The 20,363-nt window shown below is 70.3% G+C and carries 21 protein-coding genes and 1 pseudogene; 14 read left to right on the top strand and 8 right to left on the bottom strand.

From position 1 onward, the window contains the following. The first annotated feature begins 20 nt into the window (after positions 1-20). Positions 21-1,007, top strand: a complete 987-nt coding sequence (locus tag P3G67_RS02350) for an Lrp/AsnC family transcriptional regulator (RefSeq protein WP_276091942.1) — start codon at positions 21-23, stop codon at positions 1,005-1,007. Between the two features lie 217 nt (positions 1,008-1,224). On the opposite strand, the gene P3G67_RS02355 is transcribed toward P3G67_RS02350, so the two are convergent. From P3G67_RS02355 to P3G67_RS02365, 3 genes are all read right to left on the bottom strand, one after another. Next, the gene (locus tag P3G67_RS02355) at positions 1,225-1,362 is read right to left on the bottom strand and encodes a hypothetical protein (protein ID WP_276091943.1); all 138 of its coding nucleotides are present in this window, start codon (positions 1,360-1,362) and stop codon (positions 1,225-1,227) included. Between the two features lie 78 nt (positions 1,363-1,440). Then, positions 1,441-2,613 carry an epoxide hydrolase family protein gene (locus P3G67_RS02360; protein ID WP_276091944.1) on the bottom strand — a complete coding sequence of 391 codons (1,173 nt, stop codon included), beginning with the start codon at positions 2,611-2,613 and terminating at the stop codon, positions 1,441-1,443. Positions 2,614-2,630: 17 nt separating this feature from the next. Then, positions 2,631-4,073, bottom strand: a complete 1,443-nt coding sequence (locus P3G67_RS02365; RefSeq protein ID WP_276091945.1) for an MFS transporter — start codon at positions 4,071-4,073, stop codon at positions 2,631-2,633. An 80-nt stretch (positions 4,074-4,153) separates the two neighbouring features. On the opposite strand from P3G67_RS02365, the gene P3G67_RS02370 reads away from it, so the two are divergent. The 5 genes from P3G67_RS02370 to P3G67_RS02390 all read left to right on the top strand — a co-directional run bounded on the left by P3G67_RS02370 (position 4,154) and on the right by P3G67_RS02390 (position 7,895). Next, a complete protein-coding gene (locus P3G67_RS02370) occupies positions 4,154-4,750 on the top strand; it encodes a CGNR zinc finger domain-containing protein (protein WP_276091946.1) in 597 nt (198 codons plus the stop codon). 129 nt (positions 4,751-4,879) lie between these two features. Then, complete coding sequence (locus P3G67_RS02375; protein ID WP_276091947.1) at positions 4,880-5,182, top strand: cytochrome P450; 303 nt, start codon at positions 4,880-4,882, stop codon at positions 5,180-5,182. Between the two features lie 247 nt (positions 5,183-5,429). Next, positions 5,430-6,005 carry a hypothetical protein gene (locus tag P3G67_RS02380; RefSeq protein WP_276091948.1) on the top strand — a complete coding sequence of 192 codons (576 nt, stop codon included), beginning with the start codon at positions 5,430-5,432 and terminating at the stop codon, positions 6,003-6,005. 16 nt (positions 6,006-6,021) lie between these two features. Continuing rightward, on the top strand, positions 6,022-7,233 hold the full coding sequence (locus tag P3G67_RS02385; protein WP_276091949.1) for a sensor histidine kinase: 1,212 nt from the start codon (positions 6,022-6,024) through the stop codon (positions 7,231-7,233). Further along, on the top strand, positions 7,230-7,895 hold the full coding sequence (locus tag P3G67_RS02390) for a response regulator (protein WP_269858978.1): 666 nt from the start codon (positions 7,230-7,232) through the stop codon (positions 7,893-7,895). Before P3G67_RS02385 ends, P3G67_RS02390 begins: the two co-directional genes overlap by 4 nt. A gap of 58 nt (positions 7,896-7,953) precedes the next feature. On the opposite strand, the gene P3G67_RS02395 is transcribed toward P3G67_RS02390, so the two are convergent. From P3G67_RS02395 to P3G67_RS02405, 3 genes are all read right to left on the bottom strand, one after another. Next, positions 7,954-8,478 (bottom strand): DUF302 domain-containing protein, encoded by a 525-nt coding sequence (locus P3G67_RS02395; RefSeq protein WP_276091950.1) that lies wholly within the window; start codon positions 8,476-8,478, stop codon positions 7,954-7,956. Positions 8,479-8,680: 202 nt separating this feature from the next. Beyond that, complete coding sequence (locus P3G67_RS02400) at positions 8,681-9,388, bottom strand: DUF6585 family protein (RefSeq protein ID WP_276091951.1); 708 nt, start codon at positions 9,386-9,388, stop codon at positions 8,681-8,683. 99 nt (positions 9,389-9,487) lie between these two features. Beyond that, positions 9,488-10,573: a BTAD domain-containing putative transcriptional regulator gene (locus P3G67_RS02405; RefSeq protein WP_276091952.1), complete on the bottom strand. Its 1,086-nt coding sequence runs from the start codon at positions 10,571-10,573 to the stop codon at positions 9,488-9,490. Between the two features lie 166 nt (positions 10,574-10,739). On the opposite strand from P3G67_RS02405, the gene P3G67_RS02410 reads away from it, so the two are divergent. From P3G67_RS02410 to P3G67_RS02430, 5 genes are all read left to right on the top strand, one after another. Next, positions 10,740-13,100, top strand: coding sequence for an XRE family transcriptional regulator (locus P3G67_RS02410; protein WP_276091953.1), 2,361 nt, complete (start codon positions 10,740-10,742; stop codon positions 13,098-13,100). Positions 13,101-13,450: 350 nt separating this feature from the next. Next, on the top strand, positions 13,451-14,137 hold the full coding sequence (locus P3G67_RS02415) for an LppU/SCO3897 family protein (protein WP_276091954.1): 687 nt from the start codon (positions 13,451-13,453) through the stop codon (positions 14,135-14,137). Between the two features lie 139 nt (positions 14,138-14,276). Then, a complete protein-coding gene (locus P3G67_RS02420; protein WP_269858984.1) occupies positions 14,277-14,609 on the top strand; it encodes a DUF6479 family protein in 333 nt (110 codons plus the stop codon). Between the two features lie 285 nt (positions 14,610-14,894). Further along, positions 14,895-15,065 (top strand): FAD-dependent oxidoreductase, encoded by a 171-nt coding sequence (locus P3G67_RS02425; RefSeq protein ID WP_276091955.1) that lies wholly within the window; start codon positions 14,895-14,897, stop codon positions 15,063-15,065. Continuing rightward, entirely contained in the window at positions 15,062-15,343 is a 282-nt protein-coding gene (locus tag P3G67_RS02430; RefSeq protein WP_276091956.1) for an aromatic-ring hydroxylase C-terminal domain-containing protein, read from the top strand. Before P3G67_RS02425 ends, P3G67_RS02430 begins: the two co-directional genes overlap by 4 nt. Here the strand turns inward: P3G67_RS02430 and P3G67_RS02435 are convergent. After that, entirely contained in the window at positions 15,322-16,437 is a 1,116-nt protein-coding gene (locus P3G67_RS02435) for an alkene reductase (RefSeq protein ID WP_276091957.1), read from the bottom strand. The two genes, P3G67_RS02430 and P3G67_RS02435, sit on opposite strands and share 22 nt — an antisense overlap. Before the next feature lie 97 nt (positions 16,438-16,534). On the opposite strand from P3G67_RS02435, the gene P3G67_RS02440 reads away from it, so the two are divergent. Beyond that, complete coding sequence (locus P3G67_RS02440) at positions 16,535-17,425, top strand: sigma-70 family RNA polymerase sigma factor (RefSeq protein ID WP_276091958.1); 891 nt, start codon at positions 16,535-16,537, stop codon at positions 17,423-17,425. An 849-nt stretch (positions 17,426-18,274) separates the two neighbouring features. Beyond that, positions 18,275-19,048 carry a glucose 1-dehydrogenase gene (locus P3G67_RS02445; RefSeq protein ID WP_276091959.1) on the top strand — a complete coding sequence of 258 codons (774 nt, stop codon included), beginning with the start codon at positions 18,275-18,277 and terminating at the stop codon, positions 19,046-19,048. 48 nt (positions 19,049-19,096) lie between these two features. Here P3G67_RS02445 and P3G67_RS02450 read toward each other — a convergent pair whose 3' ends face one another. Further along, positions 19,097-19,303 carry a hypothetical protein gene (locus P3G67_RS02450; RefSeq protein WP_276091960.1) on the bottom strand — a complete coding sequence of 69 codons (207 nt, stop codon included), beginning with the start codon at positions 19,301-19,303 and terminating at the stop codon, positions 19,097-19,099. A gap of 431 nt (positions 19,304-19,734) precedes the next feature. Here P3G67_RS02450 and P3G67_RS02455 point away from each other — a divergent pair. Beyond that, a pseudogene (locus P3G67_RS02455) lies at positions 19,735-20,106 on the top strand (wax ester/triacylglycerol synthase domain-containing protein); the annotation flags it as partial. Positions 20,107-20,363 lie beyond the last annotated feature (257 nt).

Genomic DNA, 20,363 nt, shown 5'->3' on the forward strand with positions numbered 1-20,363 from the left:
ACAAGATCCGGGAAGCCTTGATGGGATCCGACTCCTATGACGAGATCGACCTGAAGATCCTCCACGCCCTGCACCTGGACGCACGTGTCCCGTTCTCCCGGGTCGCCTCCGTCATCGGGGTCTCCGACCAGACGGTGGCCCGGCGCTACGCCCGGCTGTGCTCCGCGGGTTCCCTGCGCGTCTGGGGGCTTGCCGATCCCTCCCGGCTGGGCCAGGTGGAGTGGCTGGTAAGGATCCGCTGCACCCCTGACTCGGCGGGCGACGTGGCATCCGCCCTCGCCCGGCGGACGGACACCTCCTGGATCAGCCGCACCTCCGGCGGTACGGAACTGGTGTGCCGCACCTACGCACCCACCCCGGCCGACGAGTTGCTACTGAAGACGCTGCCGCGCAGCGCACGGATCCTCGACGTCAGCGCCCACTGCCTGCTGCACACCTTCTTCGGCCGCACCAGCAGTGTGATCACCAAGCTCAACGCCCTCTCCCCCGATCAGGCCGCGCAGTTGCGGCCCCCCACCGCACCGCCGGTCGACCCGGCGAAACCCGTCACCCTGGACGAGGTTGACCAACGGATCCTCGCCCTGCTGCGCGGCGACGGCCGCGCCCCGATCAACCAACTCGCCGCGGGGGCAGGGGTGTCGCATTCCACGGTGCAACGCCGGATCAGCGAACTGCGCGAGAGCGGCGTGCTGTACTTCGACATCGACACCGAACGCGCACGGCTGGGGCTTCAGATCCGCACCCTGCTGTGGCTGGCGGTGGCGCCCGCACACCTCGACAGTACCGGCGCCGCGCTGGCCGAACACCCAGAGGTGGCCTTCGCCGCAGCCATCACCGGCGCCCACAACCTGTACGCATCCGTGGCCACCCCCAGCATCCCAGCGGTCTACACGTACCTGACCACCACCATCTCCACGCTTCCTGCCGTCCAGAGCTTCGAAAGCTCCCTGGTCCTGCACACCATCAAGGGCCCCGCAGGCATTCGCAGCCCAGGATCCGACCGCTGAGTCCGGCACTCCCGACCCCTGCCCACCGCGGGCTCCTGTCCGATCAGTGAGGGGGGTGGAGAGCTTTCTTCACCCGGAAGATACGGCGACGGTCGCACGACAACTCCCCGGCGGCTTCCTGAGTTTGAGGTCATCGCAAGGAAGAGCCAACCACAGAGCCGGTAGGAAATCCTCCGCGCAAGTGCCGGGCCTGCCGCGTCACACCGGCCACCGGCGCTCATCCGGTCGTCGGGTAACCGATCTGGGCGATGTCCTTGGCCAGATCACCAAGTGCCACTTCCGGGTTCAACGCCGAGACGATCTCCTGGGTCAGCGGCGTGAGATCAAAGACCGCTTGGACCGCGGGCCAGGTCAAGGGTGAACTCGTAGACCTCCTCGGCAAACTCCCGGTAGGCCTCGGCACTGCCCGCGATGAGCACATCGAACAGTGCGGTCATGGTGCGTCGTGACCGGCCCCTGTCTGTGGCTCCTGGTTAACGCCTGGCCAGCGGACAAGGCGGAAGAACCCGCGCACCTGTTCGACCAGCGACTCCGGCTGCTCCAGCGCGGCGAAGTGGCCGCCTCGCGGCATTTCCTCGAACCAGCGCAGGTCGGTGAACCGCAGTTCGGCCTCCCGCCGGGACGGGCGGGTGATGTCGCGGGGGTAGATCGACAGCCCGGACGGCGCGGTGACCTTGTCCCGGAAGTGGGCGAAGCTTTCCCAGTACAGGCGCGCGGACGAGGTGGCCGACGCGGTGAACCAGTAGACCGAGATTTCGTCGAGGATCTTCTGCCGCGACACCGCGTCCTCGTGGTTGCCGTCGTGGTCCGTCCAGGCCTGAAACTTCTCGGCGATCCAGGCAGCCTGGCCGGCCGGGGAGTCGGTGAGGCCGTAGCCGAGCGTCTGTGGCCGGGTCGCCTGCTGCGCCGAGTACCCCCGGCCGGTGCGCTGGAACTCCCTCTCAGTCTCGAGGTTCGCTCGTTCAGTGGGTGTCGGGTCGTCGAACGTGCCCAGCGCCACGGACCCCATGTTCAGGTGCACGCCGACGACCCGCTCGGGCGCCACCTCGCCGAGCGCGCCGGACACCGCCGAACCCCAGTCACCGCCCTGCGCGCCGTAACGCTCGTAACCCAGGGACACCATCAACGTGTCCCAGGCGCGTGCGATGCGCGTGACACCCCACCCGGTCCTCGTCGGTTTGTCGCTCCAGCCGTAGCCGGGCAACGACGGCGCGACCACGTGGAATGCGTCCGCCGGGTCCCCGCCGTGTGCGCGTGGGTCGGTCAGTGGTCCGAGGACATCCAGGAACTCGAGCACCGACCCCGGCCAGCCGTGCGTGAGCACCAGCGGGAACGCGTCCGGCTCCGGCGAGCGGACGTGCAGGAAGTGGATGCCCAGCCCGTCGATGGTCTCGCGGTACTGCGGGAAGACGTTCAGCCGCTCGGCGAACCCGAAGTCGTAGTCCTCGGCCCAGCTGCGGCACAGCTCCTGTGCATAGGCCAGCGGCAACCCTTGTGACCAGTCGTCCACCGGCTCGCGCTCGGGCCACCGCGTTCGTCGCAACCGTTCACGCAGATCCGCGATCTCGGCTTCGGTGATGCTGACCTCAAATGGTTCGGCGGCCACAGCTGGCTCCTGTTCTGTCAGGACTTGCCGGGGTGAAAGGTGACGGGTTGAGAGTTGACGGTGTCGTGAGTTTCCGGTGGACGTCGGGCGCCGGGGCGTCGGGTCACGCTGAGGACGAGTCCGGCCAGAGGCAGGACCGCGAGCACGGCGAGGGCTACCGGCACCGACACGATGCCGGACAGGCCCGCGACAGCGGCCGGACCGATCCCGCCACCCAGGTTGACCATGAAGGTGAGCAGGCCCTGTGCGGTGTCGCGGTCGTGTGCGGTGACCAGTTCCGGTGCAAGGCCCACGAGCACGGTCTGGGCGCCGGCGAACCCGCTCACGGTCAGCGCCACGCCGACGATGACCGTGAGCGGCCCGGTGAACACTCCGACCACGAGCACGCCGACGACGGTGAGTGCCGCAAGCCCGGCCGACACCTGCCACGCGGTGAATCGTGCGGTCACGGTGCCGGCCAGCCGCCCTGCCAGCACCGAGCAGGCGGCGGCCGGGACCAGCAGCGCGCCGGCTTCGAGGGCGCCACCGCCCGTAGCCTGCTCGATCAGGGACGGGGCGAGGAACAGCACCCCGTAGTAGCCGGCGAAGACCGCCCCACCGACGAGCCCGGCAGCCGGGACGCCGCGGGCCGCGATCACCCGCCGAGGCACGAACCCGTCGGGCCTGCGCCGCACGCGCCACCACAGTCCCACCCCGGCGAGCACCCCGGCGGCAGCCACGACGAGCGTGACCGCAGCGGGCAGTCCGACCGAATGCGCCTGCAACACCGTGATCAGCGACCCGGCGAGTACCGACAGCACGGCCGCGCCGCCGACGTCGAGTCGCCCGGCCGAGCCGTCCCGCTCACCGCCGCCGACCCGCGTGAACGTACGCCTGTCTGCCAACGCGGCCAGCAGGAGGGGCAGTGCGAGGACCGGGATCGCGAGCACGGCACGCCACCCCAGCCACGCGGTAACCGCCCCGCCCACCAGGGTCCCGCACGCCGACGCCGTCGCGCTGGCGGCTGCGACCGTTCCCAACGCGCGCAGCCGTTGCTGCCCGGGAAGGGCGGTGGCCTCAGCGAAGACGGCGATCACGGTCGCACCCGCCCCGGCGCCACCGATCAGTCGGCCGGTGATCACGACCGGCAACGTCGGGCCGACCGCCGCGAGCGTGGAGCCCGCGGTGAGTGCCAGAACCCCGGCGACGAGGACCCGCACGGGGCTCCACCAGGCCATCAGCCGACCGGCGACCGGCATCGCCAGTGCCGAGGTCAGCGACCATGCGGCGAGGATCCATGCCGTGGCCCCGAACGGCACTCCGAACGCGCGGCCGATTGCCGGCAGCGCCACCGACGGGGCGCCCAATGCGACGTACATCGGCAGCACCAGCATCCCCAGGGTCAGTCCCAGCCGGCGCCCGTCCGGGGCGTGGGTAGGTCGCCCGCCCAGACGCCCTCCCGACCGGATCGTCTGCGGCATCGTCGTCTCCACCCAGGTATGTTGTGACACGTGAAAGCTAATACGTGTGTCACGCTACGAGCGGTGAGGAGACACGTCAAATGCTAGATGCGTGTTACATCTCATCGGCGGTGGAGACGGCCGTCGATCTCGCCAACACCTGGAGGCCGATCAAGGGCGAGGACGCGCTGGAGACCGTGGAACAGCTCCAGGACTTCTTCGCCGACCATCCGCCTGTCGGACCGGGTGAGCCGTCGAGTTCGGCCGCGGACCGGGGGCCCGCTCCCTGGCGGCGTCTCACCCGCGCCGACCTGACGGAGGTCCGCGCGCTGCGCGAGACGGTGCGCGGCGTGCTCGAACGGTCCAGCACCGACGCGGTCGCAGCCGCGGCCCTGATCAACGACGGTCTGCGCCGCAGTCGCGCCACTCCGGTGCTGCGCCACGGTCAGGACCGCTGGTGGACCGAGGTCACCGCCGACACCGATCGCTGCGCGGCGCACCTGGCCGCGACCACGCTCAGCGCGCTGGCTCACGTGATCGCCACGCTCGGTCCGACTCGTCTCGGCGTATGTGCCGGGCTCCAGTGCCGGGCCACCTACGTGGACCTCTCACGCAACGGCTCAAAGCAGTACTGCACCCGAACCTGCGCGCACCGCGCCAGCGTCGCGGCCTACCGCAGTCGGAACAGCAACAGCTGAGCGTCGGAACATGGCCCTCTCAGGGACGGCTCCGATGACGTTCGCCAACCGCCGAGCTGGTGGAGTTCCCGCGCGCTCAACTCCAGCGGCGCGTCCCGGCCAGTGCCCCGAGGGGGTTCGTGCCGACCGTTGACCCGCCTCCGGGAGCCGCGCCGCTTCGCCGACCCGGACCGGTTCTGGCCGCAGCGCCCGGACAACGCGCACCTGGCCTTCAGCGGGGGCATCCACTACTGCCTGGGAGCGGCGCTGGCCCGGATGGAGGCCCAGGTGGCACTGGCCGCCCTGGCCCACCGCCTGCGCGACCCGCGTCTGGTCGACTCCGCGCCGCCGTATCGCCCCAACACCCACCTGCGCGGCCCCGAGCGGCTGCTGGTCGCCTTCGACCGGCTCGACCCGGTCTCCCGCTTCCGCGGGACCGACCGACCCATCTGACGGAGAAGTCCGCGACCATGCCCTTGCGCACCCTGCCGCAAGCGGCTGGGGACCGAGCGGTCCGGGCCTGGGTGGAGAGCCGTCTCCACCCGAAGATACGGCGGCCACCCGACGTCAATCGTGTGCCGCGAACCTAACTTTGAACCCATCAGGACAGCGATCGAACGTGTTGGGGGCAGGGGTCATGAGTGGTCCGCTGGAAATCGTACTGATCGTCGCGGCCGTGTGTTTCGTGATGGTTCGGCGCATGATCGGGGAGCCCGTACAGGCCAAGCGGTTGGTGGTGCTGCCCGCGGTTCTCGGGGCGATCGGACTGTCCGACGTCTCGGGGGTGAGCCGGAACGCGACCGCGCTGCTGTTTCTGGTGGCGACGGCGGGCGCGAGCGTCCTGCTCGGGGTGTTGCGCGGGATGAGCGTTCAGCTCTCGAACCGCGACGGTCTGGTGTTCGTGCGCTACACGGGCGTCACGGTGGCGTTGTGGGTGGTGAACCTCGTGGTCAAGTTCGGGGCCAACCTGGTGCTCGGCGCCGTCGAACCCCATGTCGCCGCCGCGGTGAGCAACAGCCTGCTGCTCACACTGGGGATCGGCATGCTCGCCGAGGGGCTGGTCGTGCTGGCCAGGGCGGTGCACGCGGACAGCCGCATCGCCTGGTCCAAGGGCGAGAACGGCGCACCGCACACCATGTCACCCGTCCTGGACGGCCTTCAGCGGCGCATCGCGGAGAACGCGGCATACCGCCCCGCGCAGCGCCCGGGTGACCTGTTCTCCTCTACGCTGGGCGCGCTCCGGGACACCGACTCCCGCCGCAGCCAGCGCAACTGAAGAGGTGTGTCAGAACGTGTCATCGACCGGACCTGACCTGGCTCCCGACGCACCCCGGCCGGGTGCAGCGGCCACCCGAAAGATCCTGGGCGGCTCCCGCTTCGCCGACGATCTGTTCCGGCCCTTCATCGCGGTCACGGCGATCGTGGTCACCGCGACCGAGTTCCCGGACCACCGGCTCATCGCTCCAACTCTGACGACGGCGCTGTTCGCCCTGGTATCGCTGATCGCCCTTGGCTCCAACCTGCCGTGGGACCGGCTGCCGGACCACTGGCAGATCGCCCTGGCGGCAACGTACGCGGTGCTGGCCGCGGTGTTGCTCCCGCTGGCGCGGCCCACGTTGGCGCCGATGTTCGCCTTCATCGCCAGCGCCGTCGCCGGAGCCAAACTCCCCTCCCGCCGGGCCGCGTTCGGCGTGGCGATCACCGGGGCGCTCAGCTGCGCGGTGGCGGTGACGATCGTCAGCCATGTCGAACCGACACCGGGCCAGTGGCCGTGGTGGCTCGCTCTGTCGGTGGGCTTGCCGGTGTACATCGGCATATCCCGTCGGGACCGCCAGGACGCGGTGGACAGTGCCCGGCGTGCGGCCGCCGAGACGCGGCGGGCCGCGGACGCGGAGGCGCAGAACGCGGCCCTGAGGGAGCGCGGCCGGATCGCACGCGAGATCCACGACGTGCTGGGGCACTCGCTGTCCGGAATCGCCCTCCAACTGGACATGGCCGACGCGCTCAGCGACAGCGGCCGAGTCGACGAAGCCACCGCGGCCATTCGCCGGGCGCGCGCCATGGCGGTGGACAGCATCGCCGAGACCCGGCGCGCCGTACACGCGCTGCGTGAGGACACCCTTCCGCTGCATGAGGCGCTGCGCCTGATGGCGGACGGCGAGCAGGTCGACTTCACACTTCGCGGGGAGGTCGCGGCGGTGACGGTCGAGACCGCGCAGACGGTGATCCGCGCAGCGCAGGAGGCACTGACCAACGCCGTCAAGTACGCTCCCGGAGCGGCGCGGACGATGACCTTGGAGTTCCGGTCCGACTCCGTGCTGCTCACCGTCGTCAATGGACCGAGCGAGCGGCGGCACCCCGCGTCGGTCGCCCAGGGCACCGGGGTGGGGCTGGTGGGAATGCGCGAGCGTGCCGCGCTGCTGGGAGGAACTCTGCGAGCCGGCCCCGATGTTGACGGTGGTTCGGGTGCCGGGTGGATCGTGAGGCTGGAGGTGCCGAGGTGAGCGGGAACATCAGGCTGGTGGTCGTGGACGACCAGACGGCCGTGCGTGAGGCGTTGGCGGTCATGCTGGACCTGGCCGAGGACGTGGACGTGGTGGCGACCGCGACCAACGGCCAGGAGGCGCTGGCGGTGGTCGCCGAGCACGGACCCGATGTGGTCCTGATGGACCTGAACATGCCGGTGATGGACGGCGTCGAGGCGACCGGGCGCATCCACGCCGACCACCCCGAGGCCACCGTGGTCGTGCTGACCACCTTCGAGGACGACGAGTCCATCATGGCCGCCTTGCAGGCCGGTGCCAGCGGCTACCTGACCAAGGAGGCCGACCGAGCCACCATCTTGCAGTCCGTGCGCAGCGCCGCCCAGGGCCAGACCGTGCTCGCCCCGGAGGTGCAGCGACGCCTGCTCACCCTGGCCACCCAGCGCCTGCAACCCGCGGCCGACCCGGCCCCGACACTGACGACGCGGGAACGCGAGGTACTGCGCCTGATCGGGGAAGGGTTGCGCAACCGGGAGATCGCCGCCCGCCTCGTCATCAGCGAGGCCACCGTCAAGACCCACATCAACAACCTTTTCACCAAGGCTGATCTGCACTCCCGAGCCGATGCCGTCCGCTACGCACTCAGCGTCCAACTACCGGAAGTCTCCGCAACCGGGCGCTGACAGGCATCGAGGCGAGGTGAACGCCGGAGGACGGATTCGGTGATCCGCGGCGGCGTGGTCAGGCGCTGAGTTCGGGTGGGACTGTCGCTCCGAGGGCGGTGAGCAGGTCGGAGACCAGGGCGTCGAGCTCGGTGCCGACCGCCGTGATGTCCGGGTTTCCCAGTGAGGCGAACAACGTGCTGGGCTGGTCGATGACGAAGCGGGTGTGGCCCGTCCGGTCGGTGTGGATCACCACACGCAGGGGTGCGTAGAGCATGGCCGTCGGGTCGTGGCGGAACATGCGCTCGGCGATGACGTGGTTGCCCATCAGATACTCGGTGCACTGCCGGCCCGATCCCGATCCGGCCATGAGCGCGGTGACGTCGGCCTGCCAGTAGACCATGAATGCGTGCGGAGCGTTGGCCTCGGCCTGTTCCACAACGGCGTCCCAGTCGGTGAGTTGGCTGAACCGGGCGAGATCCGCGGCGGGGACCAGTTCGCCGAACCGCTCGATCGCGCGGTCGTACGGCAGCGGCAGTGGAACCGAGAGGTGACGTACCTGGAATGTGGCCACGGCCGTGGATGCCGTCGGATCGGTGCTCATGGCGGTTCCTTCCGGGGGAGCGGTGGTGATGGACGGCATGTTCGCGTTGGATGTGTTGACCGCGGGTTTGAACGGCGTCAGGCCGCCCAGGCGCCTGCTGAGTTGACGTGCGCAGCCGCGACCGCCACCAGGATGAGCGAGTCGCCCCCGTGCCGCCACTGGGCGCGCCAGGAATCGCGTGCGTCAGCCACCGTGCGGGCCGTCACGGCGGGCACGCACCATCCGTGCGCAGGTGTTCGACGAGGGCGCGCAGGACGAAGAAGTTCGGGACCTCGGACACCACGGTTCCCAGGCCGTGCCACTTCCCGGCGATGTTGAGCTCGACGGACCCGTTGTGGATCTCGATCCGCTCAACCAGCGGCCAACGCGCGGAGACTTGCCCGGAGCCGACCTTCTCCTTGGTCAGCCAGATGTCGCCGAAGGCGAGTTGCTCCCCCTTGCCGAGTGCGGCCATCGCACGCGGCAACTGGGCCTCGGTGACGGCTCGCTGGATCTCGGGCTGCCATACTTCCGCGTCGTGGAAGCCGCCGCACGAGGCAATCCTGGTCAAGCCGCGCTCCGGCCTACCGCACAGCGCGACTTGCTGCCCATGGACATCGGTGACCGCATAGGTTTCGAGATGATGGTCCTGGTGTGAGGCGTATGCCCGAAACACGGAGGTGCTGTCATAGCGGACGACATGAATCCGCCCGTTGACGGCAACGGTCATGCCATGCTCGTACAAGTCCAGCCGCGTGGCGGCGCGCTGGGCTTCCCGGATCGCCAGGATCCTCATGACCGCCGGGCAGCTTCTGTGCGCCAGTCCCGGAAAGGTGGCGTGCCGCCTGCCGATGCGCTCCCGGCCCGCCGCCTCGGAGATCCTCGCCAACAGCAACTCGTCATCGCCGTTTCGCGGGGTCTTTCGGGGCACGTCCAGATCCTCCGGTCGACGACAGCGAAGGCTGCCGGTGGCTCATCGGGGCAGGTTGGGCTTTTCGGTGACACCGCGGGGGCACCACCCGAGCGCGGGTCAGCGGGCGGCCCTGGTTCGAGTACGGTCGCGTTCGACATGGTTCTCGCGCAGAACCACCTGGCGAGTCCGCCGCAGCAACTCGCCCGGGGCAACCCCCAGATCATCGGCCAGATGACGGCGGGTGCGGTCGAACACGGCCAGCGCCTCGGTCCGTCGGCCGCTGCGGTGCAGCGCGCACATGAGCATCGCGGCGATCGGTTCGTTCTGGGGGTGCGCGACGGTGAGGGCGGACAACTCGGCGATCGCCTCGCGGTGTTGGCCCAGCCGCAGCTGCCAGTCCAGCTTCCGCTGGGCCAGGGCGATTCTGCGCTCGGCGAGCCGTAGCCGCTCCAACTCGGCGAACGGCCCGGGCAGTCCGGCCAACGGCTCGCCGCGGAAGAGGTCCAGCGCCCGGGAGCAGGCACGCACCGCCTCGGCCAGATCGCCGGCTCGCTCGGCCGCTCCCGCCGCGGAGACGAGTTCCTCCATGCGCGCCACGTCCACCTCGACCGCGTTCCGGGCGAACCGGTAACCGCACCGGTCACGGGTGATCACCGACTCCGGGCTGTCCCCGAGGCGCAGGATCTTGCGGAGCCGGTAGATGTAGACCGGCACGACGTTCCCGATCGGCGGCGCCATCCCCCATACCCCGTCGAGCAGTTCCTGCTGGCTGACCGCCCGATCCGGGCACAGCGCCAACACCGCCAGTACGGCCTGCTGACGCACCGGCCCCAGGTCCACCGGCCGCCCGGCCTGCCACGCCAGCAACGGGCCGAGTACGGAGATGCGCAGCCACGGATCGGGCACGGGGGCCGCCCGCCGGACGGTGATCCGCGGTGCCGCGGTCACCGTGTGCCCGCGCGGACCCTGGCCGGGGATCACCAGGCCGCAGTCGAAGGCGTGCACGATGGCGGCGGCCCGGTCGCGCAGCCCGAGCTTGGCGAGGATCCGGCCGAGGCGTTCGGCTACGGCGTGCTCGGGAACGGCGAGGGCGGCGGCGATCTCCCCCTCCCTCATGCCGCAGCCGATCGCATACAGAACCTCGCGCTCCTGGTCGGTGAGCACGGTGGCGGTCGGTTGGTCGGCGGTCGCGGTCGACGGCATGGCGGCTCCCTGTTCTCCGGATTGGCCGGCGCCGTCGATGCTGGTTCTGGCGTCGGACAGCGGACAGGCCAAACCACCGGCCGTATCCGGCCGGTGGCCGCGCTAGAGTCCCTCACCTGGGGAAACGTGTGAAAGGGCGACACTTCAGGTGGGGAGGCTGTGAGTTGTGGCCAGTGAGTTCGGCCTGCTGCTACGGCGGCTGCGGCACCAGGCGGGAATGACCCAGGAGGCCTTGGCGGAGCGCGCAGGGGTGGGCGTGCGTACCGTTCGCGGCCTGGAGACCGGCGAGCGCGCCGACCCGCGGGTGGCCACGGTGCGGCTGCTGGCCGATGCGTTGCAACTGCGGCCCGAGGAACGCGAGGAACTGCTGAGAGCTGCCGTCCGTCGCACTGCGGAGGGGAACCGGCAGGACGAGTCCGGCGACCGCCTCCAGCCAGGCTCGGGGGAGCCAGGCGCGGAGGAGTCGGGCTCGGGGCGGTCGGGGTCGGCGGCGCACGACGCGCTGGCCGATGTGGCCGAGCAACTCGCGCAGGCGGTGGTCGCTCGCTGGCAACGCGAGGAGGAGCAACGGCAGGTACAGGATCCGTTCCCGCTCCCCGTGCGCTGGCGGTCGGCTTCTGAGGAACTGACCGACCACTGGGCCAACATCCGCCGTCTTCCGGCCGGCAGCACACACGGTCCACTGGACCTGAGCGGCCGGCTGGACGGGATCGTGGAGATGCACCGGCGGATCCCGTCCGGGCGGCTGGTGGTGCTGGGCCGGTCCGGCTCGGGAAAGACGATCCTGACCGTGCGGTTCGTCCTGGACCACCTGAAGTCACGGGCCCGCGCCGAAGCCGTCCCAGTGATCTTCAGCATCGGCTCGTGGAGCCCCACGACCGTGACGTTGAGGGACTGGCTGGCCGGTCAACTCATGCGCGACCACCCCGGTCTGGCTGCCGCGGCCCCCGGCGGGGTGAGCCTGGCCGCCGCCCTGGTCGAGACCGGCCGAGTGCTCCCCGTACTGGACGGCTTCGACGAGATCGCCGACGGTCTGCGGCGCCCCGCGCTGGAAGCGCTCAACGCCACCAACCTGCCCCTGCTGCTGACCAGCCGCCCGGCCGAATACGGCGCCGCGGTGGCCGAGACCGACGTGCTGACCTCGGCCGCCGCGGTCGAGCTGACCGATCTCACGCTGAGCGACCTGGCCGACTACCTGCCGCGCACCATACGCAAGGCCAGCGGCGCGGATCCGGGGGCGACCGCCTGGGACCCCGTGCTGACCGAACTGCGTGAGCGGCCGCACAGCAAGGCCAGCGCCAATCTCACCGCGGTGCTCGCCACTCCCCTGATGGTCGCTCTGGCCCGTACCGTCTACAGCGACACCCCTGACCACGACCCCGCCACACTCCTGGACACAGACCGGTTCAACAGCCCCGAGAAGCTGGAGGACCACCTCCTGGACAACTTCCTCCCCACCGTCTACCGCCGCCGACCCGAGCACCGCCCAACCGGCAGGCGGGGCCGCGGCTTCGACCCCGCACGCGCCCAGTACTGGCTCGGCTACCTCGCCCACCACCTGACCCGACTCGGCACCCCCGACCTGGCCTGGTGGCGACTCGGCGGCGGACTGCGCCGCTCCACGCGTACCCTGGTGACCGCGCTGGTCACGGCGGTGGCCATCGCGCTCGTCGACTGCTGTGTCGGCACGATCTTCGACCCGCTCGGGTTCCAACTCGTGGACGGAATGGTGGCCGGGCTACTGTCCGGGCCCATGTTCGGGCTCGCCTACTGGCTCGTTGTCGCGGCCAGGGACACGGCGGTGGCGCCGTCCATTGTGCGTATGAAGATCCTCGGCAGGTCGGGGAAGACCCGGCACAGGACCGTCCCACGACTCGCGATCGGGTTGCTCTGCGGGCTGGCCTTCGGCTTCGGCTACGGGTTCCTGCGCGGAGTGCTCAACGGCTTCATCCGGGGCGTCGGGCTGTCGGTCGGGCTGGACATCGGGCTCGCCGACGGACTCTTCTACGGGCTCGTGTTCGGCCTAGGCGCCGGGCTCGCCTTCGGCTTCCTGACCCTGCTGGAAACCCCCTTCGACATCAGGTCCGCGGTCAACCCGCCCAGCCTGCTGAGGACGAACCGCAGAACCGTGGCCACCCAACTCCTGGTGTGGGCCCCCGTGTTCGGGCTGCTGGTCGGCACCGGAGCCGGACTGGTGGTCCGACCCATGCAGGGGCTGCTGGGGCCGCTGGTCTGGAGCCTCACGGCAGGGCTCAAGCTCGGAATCGTGAGCGGTCTCAGCGGTGCGCTCGGCTACGCGCTGGCGCTGACCGCGTGGGGCCAGTGGGCGGTACTCTCGCGGATCTGGCTGCCGTTGACCGGGCGGCTGCCCTGGGCCGTGATGACGTTCCTTGAGGACGCCTATCAGCGCGGTGTGCTGCGCCAGGTCGGCGCGGTCTACCAGTTCCGCCACGCCCGGTTGCAACACCACCTCAACCGCGCTTACCAGACACCCCGCACCCCGAGCCAGGCGCCCGGCCAGAGGTAGCGACCCGCCAACCCCAGACGCGGCGGCCCACGCCGCTTCATGGCGATTTCATCGGCCGCTCCTAGCGTCCGGCGTGAACGTGTTCGTGGTCGCGCCTGATCGTCAAGTGCGCGATGCAATGGGGGAGTGGAGTCTTTGGTGACCGATTTGCTGCACAAGCTGGTCTCTGCCGCCATCGCCGGCGGGCTGATCGCGTTGGCGGGACGGTTGGGCGCCCAGAGGCGCAGGCGGAAGGCCGCCGAGGCGGGGTCTGGCGAGGCGGGGGCTGCCACGCCAACCGCGGTCGAGGATCCTTCGCAGGCACCGCAGGGTCACGTCCGGCAGGCCGACCGCAGTCGGGATGGACTCGCATGACGGAACGTCCGAACGGGACGACCGAAGTCATCGTCCGTCTGACGCCGCAGGAGGCGGCGAGCGGGGTCACCAAGGTGGTGGCGCTTCCGGGTGAGACGCTCACCCTGGGCATCCCGCCGTGCCAGGACGGCAGCCTGGTGCGAATCACCCACGGGAGACGGGAGTTGCTGCTCCGGATCCGGGTCACCGTGGGCGACTACCCGTCGGCAGTGCGGCCGAAGCGCTCCGGCGCCGCGGCACTGCTCGCGCTGGGGACGGTGGGCGTCATCATGCTCATCGGCGTGGCCTCGTGCGACAGCGGGTCGCCGGCCGGGGCGACGAATCCGGTCGCCGCCGCCTCCAGCAGCTACGACGACAGCGGCGGTGCCACGGACACCCCGACACCCGGCCCCACGGACACCAGCACGCCCACCGCCAGCCCGTACCGGACCGGTACCTGCCTCAACGGCACGCTGCCGGACTCGACGACGGCGCAGGAGGTCAATGACGTCAGCGAGGTCGACTGCTCGTCGTCCGACGCCCACTACCGCGTGATCCAAACCTTCTACGAGACCACCGACTTGAGCCGGTGCGACAGCAACCCCGGTACCCAGTACGCGTTCTCCGACAAGGAGACCTGGGGCGGGTCCGTCATCGACGAGTACGTCTACTGCCTTGTCGGACTGGGCTCGTACGCACGGTGAGCGCGGGCTCGCCGTGAGCCGACCCCGCAAGGTCCGGACCCACCACGGGGGTGTGGGTCCGGGCCGTCCCTCGCCCGGCAGACAACAGTCGTATGCGCACCGCTCGGCCGGGTAGGCGACCGCCATGCGAACTCCTACCGTGAGCGCCGGCGTTGTACGAGACCTGAGCGTCGGCATCGCCCCTGCCGCCATAGGCATCGCCATCGTGGTCTGCCTGGTCGCCGCCGTGGTGTACGGATACCGGGCGCGAGCCCGTGAACCCGCACCGCCGCGTGAGCCGCAGCCTCGTGGCGGGGCCTGGCAGACACCCGAGGAACGGGAGTCGGCGGTCCCGCCCGACCGAGGTGTGCAGGACCCGGAAGCCGACCCCGTCGGCTACGAGGAGACCAGCCGCGGCCCCGAGGAGGTCCCGCGGGACGGCCACCGCAGAACCCCGCACGAACTGCGCCACTACCCGGGTCCCCGCACGTAGCGGGAATCGGCCACCCGAGACGGCCCGCACCCTACGAGAAGTGCCGTGACCGCGCCCGCGGAGACCGCAACGCCCCGACCGTCCGGGCAGGTTGACCGGAGCCGTACGGCTCCGGTCAACGGTAGTCAACCGCGGTTTGCTGCGTGGCATGGGCAGCGCGTCGATGCCTTCGGTATCGGCGAGTTGGGTATCGCAGCGCACGATCCGCTCCTCGCTGAGCTCGGAACGCGTGGAACTACAGTGTTCCCACACGCGGGAACACTGTTCCAAGCGAAGGGGCATTCCATGCCCAAGCTTCCGGTCCTGATCGCGGGCGGCGGCACGGTCGGCCTGACCACTGCCGTGTTCCTCGGCCACCACGGCGTGCCGTCACTCGTTGTGGAGCGCCGCACGGCGCCGTCGAACCATCCGCGCGCCCTCGGGTTGAGCCCCCCGCACGTTGGAGTTCTTCCGTGAGGTGGGACTGCGCGGCGCGGCGCGGGGGATGGATCTGCGCGCCGTCCGGCTCGACGCTCGGGGCCGCCGCTGTACGGCTTGAGGACGACGGCATGATGCTGCTGCGGCCGGACGGGTTCATAGCGTGGCGTACCCGGCAGTCCGCGGATGCCACCGTGCTGGACGGGGTGTTGACTTCGGTCACCGGTCACTGGCGATTCCGCCTGGTGCGGCGGGAGTTGGCGTCATGGGACCCTCCGGCCGACCGCTTCGCCGGTCACTCCGCAGCGCTGACCTGATGGTCGACGTACCCGCGGGCGCCGCCGGTGTAGTACGTGTCACGATCCGCCACCGCCAAATCGTGCCCCGTCGCGAAGCGGGCGACGAGATCGGGGTTGGCGATGAAGTGGGTGGCGAAGGACACCGCGTCGGCGGTTCCGGCTTCGATGACGGCGTTCGCGGACTCGCGGTCGAAGCCGTTGTTCGCGATCAACGGGCCGTGGAACGCCCGCCGGTAGCGTGCGATCGCCTCGAAGTCGGGGACGGCGCCGGGGGTTGTGCGGTCCTTGCCGCGTAGGTGCAGGTAGGCCACGGGGTGGTCGTTGAGCTGTGCGACGAGTGCGTCGTAGTCCGCGAGCAGGTCCTCGTCGACCCGGAACGGCTCTCCTGGGGTCAGATACGGGCCGAGGCGGACCCCTACGCACCGTCCGTCCCACGGCTCGGCGACCGCGTCGATGATGTCGAGCAGCAGTTGGCGCCGCCGTGCGCGGTCGCCGCCGTAGGCGTCCGAGCGCCGGTTCAGCCCCGGGTTGAGGAACTGCGCGATCAGGAAGGAGCCAAGGGCGGCGATCTCGACTCCGTCGAACCCGGCACGTCGGGCGTTCGCCGCGGCGGTACGGAAGTCGGCGATGGCGGTCCTGATGTCCCGCGCGGTCATCTCCCGCGGGGTGACCGTCTCCTGGAAACCACTGGCCGTGAAGGACATCACCCGGGGGTTGATCGCTGAAGGGCCCGCGGGCAGGCGCCCTCCGAGGTGGTCGGGATGGGAGGCTGCACCGGTGTGCCACAGCTGTAGCACGATGCGACCGCCGAGGGCGTGCACGGTGTCGGTGACCTGCCGCCATGCGGTCACCTGCGGCTCGCTGTAGATGCCGGGTACGTTGACGAAGCCGACGGCCCGCTCACTGACCCAGGTCGACTCGGTGATGATCAGCCCGGCGCTGGCGCGTTGGCCGTAGTGGGTAGCGTGCATCGGTGTGGGCACCAGTCCGTCGTCGACCGCACGGGCCCGTGTGGTCGGCGCCATCACCACTCGGTTGGGCAACTGGAAGTCTCCGAAGTCCGCTCGCCGCAGCAGCGGCTGGTCGAGGGCGGCGGGTAGGGCGGTGCTCATGGTGTGTCTCCTTGTCGTGTCCCGGGCGCGTTGCCGTCACTTCGGCCTGGTGGCATGCGTCATAAAGGTGACGGAGCCCGATGGCGAAAGGTGACCGATGGACGAGCAGGACCGGCTGGCCGAACGGTTCGAGACGCGGCGAACCCATCTGCGAGCGGTCGCCTACCGGATGCTCGGTTCACTCAGCGAGGCCGACGACGCGGTCCAGGAGGCGTGGCTGCGACTCAGCCGCACGGATGCCAGCGGTATCGAGAACCTGCCCGCCTGGTTGCGGACGGTCGTCTCCCGGGTGTGCCTGGACATGCTGCGAGCACGTGCGGCACGACGGGAGGAGCCGGTCGGACAGCAGCCGGAGCAGGACTGGGACGAGCGCGGTACTGATGACGGTGGTGATCCGGAACAGGAGGCGCTGCTCGTCGACTCGGTCGGCCGTGCGCTTCTTGTGGTCCTGGACCGGCTGGCTCCGGCCGAGCGGATCGCCTTCGTGCTGCATGACACCTTTGCCGTGCCGTTCGAACAGATCGCGCCCATCGTGGAACGCACTCCGGTCACGACGAAGAAGCTCGCCAGCCGGGCGCGTCAGAAGGTGCGCGGGACGGCGGTGGATTCCACTGTCGATCTCGCCCGTCAGCGGCGCGTGGTCGATGCCTTCCTCGCCGCCGCGCGGCTCGGCGACCTGGACGCGCTGCTCACCGTCCTCGCCCCGGATGTGGTACGCCGCGCCGACCGTGCCGCCCTGCCGCCGGGCGTCGAGACCACGGCCATCGGTGCCCGTACCGTGGCGGAACAGACCGTTGTCTTCGGCCGCCGGGCGCGCTTCGCCGAGCCCGCGCTGGTCAACGGGTTGGTGGGCGCCGTCGTGGCACCGCGTGGGCGACTGCTTCTCGTGCTGACCTTCACGACCGAAGGGGAGAGGATCACCGGATATGAGGTGATCGCCGACCCCGCCCGCTTGCGGTTGCTGGAGTTGGCCGTTCTGGGCGAGTGAGGTCGCCGCCACTGCTGGGAGCCGGGCCGGAGCGGAAGCAGACCGGCTGTTGTTCGTCGCCCACAGGCCGCGCACGGCACAGCGTTCGGCGGTCAACCAGGCGGCGCACGCGATGAGTTGGTCCCCTCCGGCAGCGAGCCGTCCGCCAGGGTTCGCCCGTACGGGACAGGCCCCTGCGGTCCCGGAGAGCGGCAGGGGAACGGCTCGTCCGCGTGGCCGATGAGGGGCGGCGGGGCAGCGGCAGACCATGGTTCCAGAACGTGAGCCGTATCAGAGTCCGCCGCTGACAAGGGAAGACAAGGAACCTCATGAACGCCCGCAGTCCACGCCCTGTCGCCGTATCCGACGAAGACCTGAACCAGCCGCGCAGTCAGGCGGCGTTCCGGAACGCGAAGCGGCTCGTCGGCGCCTACCTCGGCATCAGCGTGGTCACCCTCGCGGTCATCGCGCTGCTTCGCGGTGACCCCGCTGTGGTGAACCATGCCGTCTGGGTACGCGGCAGTGCGGTCGCCGCCAGCGCCCTGTTGACCTATGTGTTCGCCACCCGTATGACCCGTGGCTCGCGTGACGCGTACCGCCGACTGCGGATCATGTCGGCCCTCATGGTGGTGGCCATCGTCGCCATCGTCACGCTGCCCGGCACGTATCCGCTGTGGATGAAGGTCGAGCAGGGGCTCTGCGGGCTCTGCCTGCTGGGCGTGGCCCTGATCGTGAACGGTAGGCACCTGCGGTCGTTGCTCACCGCATCGTGGCCAGGTGCCCCCGCGCAGTCAACGCGGCGTCGCGGTTGTGTCCGGGCCGTGGTCCTGGGTAGGTGGTCGACAGGCGTCGGTCTGGTGGAGGCGCGCTGTGAACGGCAATGGAAAGCTCAGTGGGAAAGCCGCCCTGGTCACGGGAGCGAGCCGGGGCATCGGCAAGGCGACGGCCGTCCGCCTCGCCCAGGACGGCGCGAGCGTCGCGGTCAACTACCGAGGCAACGCCCGCGGCGCCGAGGAACTGGTCCGCGAACTCAAGGCACAGGGAGCCGAGGCCGCCGCGTTCCAGGCGGACGTCTCCGACGTCGCCCAGACCACGCGGCTGGTGGACCTGGCGGCCGATGCCTTCGGCGGGCTCGACATCCTTGTCAGCAACGCCGGGGTGGAGCATTTCGCTCCGCTCGCCGAGATCACCCCGGAGGACTTCGACCGGATATTCGCCATCAACACCAGAGGTCAGCTGTTCGCGGTGCAACAGGCGGTCCGGTACATGGGCGACGGCGGCCGCATCGTGCTGACCTCCTCGGTGAGCGCGACCCGCTCCGTCTTCCACCACACCCTTTACGCGGCCAGCAAGGCCGCGGTGAGCAGCATGGTGCTCAACCTCGCCGCCGAACTCGGGCAGCGCGGCATCACGATCAACGCCATAGCCCCCGGTGGTACCGCCACGGACATGGCCAGTACCCACGCCGCCAGCTACAAGCCACCACCGCTCGACGTGTCGATGGAAACCTGGGTGAAGCTGTACGTCGCCCTGGGCCGGTTGGCCCGGCCGGAGGAGATCGCCGCCGTGACCGCTTTCCTGGTCTCCGACGACGCCTCCTACATCACCGGTCGAACCATCCAGGCCGACGGCGGTTTCTACTGAGCCGACCGGGCCGCGCTCCGTTCGCCGCCGGGCCGAATCCGGCAGCCCTCAGCCGAGGCGCAGCAGCTTCGCGCCGAACGACGGCTCGGTCAGATCGGCGCTCCGCGTCACCGGCACCGCCACCCGGCCCGTACCAGCGCCCGCGGTGAGCGAGCCGATGCGCGTACCAGCCTGCGCCTGGCGCGGAACCCCCTTGCCGTTGTCTCCTTCGCGCCCGCGAGCCGCCGCACCCGTGGACCCCGGCGGCTCGTTCACCGATGCCCAGCCCGATGCGGCCTTGCCGATCTTGCTGGAGTCTCGCTAGCGGGGACGAGGGGGACATACCTACGGTTCCCTAAAGATCCGCGCAAAGTGGCCGGCACGCCCGTGGGCGTTCACCGATGGCGGGCGTGTCAGGTTTCAATCTGGTTACGGTCACGACCCGTTACCCGCCAAGCCAGGGATCGTTGCAGCCGTTGACCGGAAACGGTGGGGGAGAGGACAGCGGACAAGTGGCAAGCGGGAGTGGACATGTCCACCCGGATACGACTGGTACGAGCGCACCTGCCGCGACATCGGGCGCGGAACAGTCCAGCGGAGCCGACGCGGTGAGCAGCCTCGCCATGGACCGGGCGATGCTGGAGTGGTCACGGCGGCGACCCGGCGACGGGTACACCTTCGGTGTGCTGCTGGGCGTCAACGGCCCCATGCCGCCGTTGCGCCAGCTCGCCGCCCTGGCCCAGCGGCGGGCCGCGGGAGTGCCCTGCCTGTCGTGGCACCTCACCGGGCCGACCCGGGAGGAGCTCTGGCAGCCTTACGAGGACTTCGACGCCGGCGCGCACGTCCACCGCCTTGAGCTGCCACCCGGACCGGACCCGTACACCCGGGCGTTGACCGCCCTCGCCAACCAACCGGTGTCCGGAGCAGGGCCGTTGTGGGGGCTCTGGGTACTGGACGGCGCCCAGCCGGACACGTACCTGCTCGGCTACCTTGTGCACCAGGCGGCACAGGACGGCGTCGGCGCCGCACACGCGTTGCAGCGGCTCTTCGGCGACACCCCCGGCAGCCGGACCGACGAGGACACGGCCGAGCCCGACGGGCGGCCCGAACCGTTCATCGGTTCGGACCCGCCGAGCCTTCCCACCACCGGCCAGCGCACTCTTGTCACCGCGGCCGTGCCGCTCGACCTGCTGCGTGCCGCCGTCGGCGCGGGCACGAGCACCGTGCACGACGCCTATCTGGCCGCGCTCGCCGGTGCGTTGCGCTGGTGGCTGCCGCCCGCTGACCGCGGCCATGACATCCCGGTGCGGGTGCCGTTGTCCATCCGGCAGCCCGG

Origin of the sequence: Streptomyces silvisoli, from assembly GCF_029269905.1 — a bacterium.
Classification (GTDB): Bacteria; Actinomycetota; Actinomycetes; order Streptomycetales; family Streptomycetaceae; genus Streptantibioticus_A; species Streptantibioticus_A silvisoli_A.

Excerpts from the sequence above, each read along its gene's own strand:
- P3G67_RS02350 (WP_276091942.1), top strand. The coding sequence starts at position 21 with ATGGGATCCGACTCCTATGACGAGATCGACCTGAAGATCCTCCACGCC.
- P3G67_RS02365 (WP_276091945.1), bottom strand. The coding sequence starts at position 4,073 with ATGCCGCAGACGATCCGGTCGGGAGGGCGTCTGGGCGGGCGACCTACC.
- P3G67_RS02435 (WP_276091957.1), bottom strand. The coding sequence starts at position 16,437 with ATGAGCACCGCCCTACCCGCCGCCCTCGACCAGCCGCTGCTGCGGCGA.
- P3G67_RS02425 (WP_276091955.1), top strand. The coding sequence starts at position 14,895 with ATGCCCAAGCTTCCGGTCCTGATCGCGGGCGGCGGCACGGTCGGCCTG.
- P3G67_RS02405 (WP_276091952.1), bottom strand. The coding sequence starts at position 10,573 with ATGCCGTCGACCGCGACCGCCGACCAACCGACCGCCACCGTGCTCACC.
- P3G67_RS02415 (WP_276091954.1), top strand. The coding sequence starts at position 13,451 with ATGACGGAACGTCCGAACGGGACGACCGAAGTCATCGTCCGTCTGACG.
- P3G67_RS02395 (WP_276091950.1), bottom strand. The coding sequence starts at position 8,478 with ATGAGCACCGATCCGACGGCATCCACGGCCGTGGCCACATTCCAGGTA.
- P3G67_RS02370 (WP_276091946.1), top strand. The coding sequence starts at position 4,154 with ATGCTAGATGCGTGTTACATCTCATCGGCGGTGGAGACGGCCGTCGAT.
- P3G67_RS02380 (WP_276091948.1), top strand. The coding sequence starts at position 5,430 with ATGATCGGGGAGCCCGTACAGGCCAAGCGGTTGGTGGTGCTGCCCGCG.
- P3G67_RS02440 (WP_276091958.1), top strand. The coding sequence starts at position 16,535 with ATGGACGAGCAGGACCGGCTGGCCGAACGGTTCGAGACGCGGCGAACC.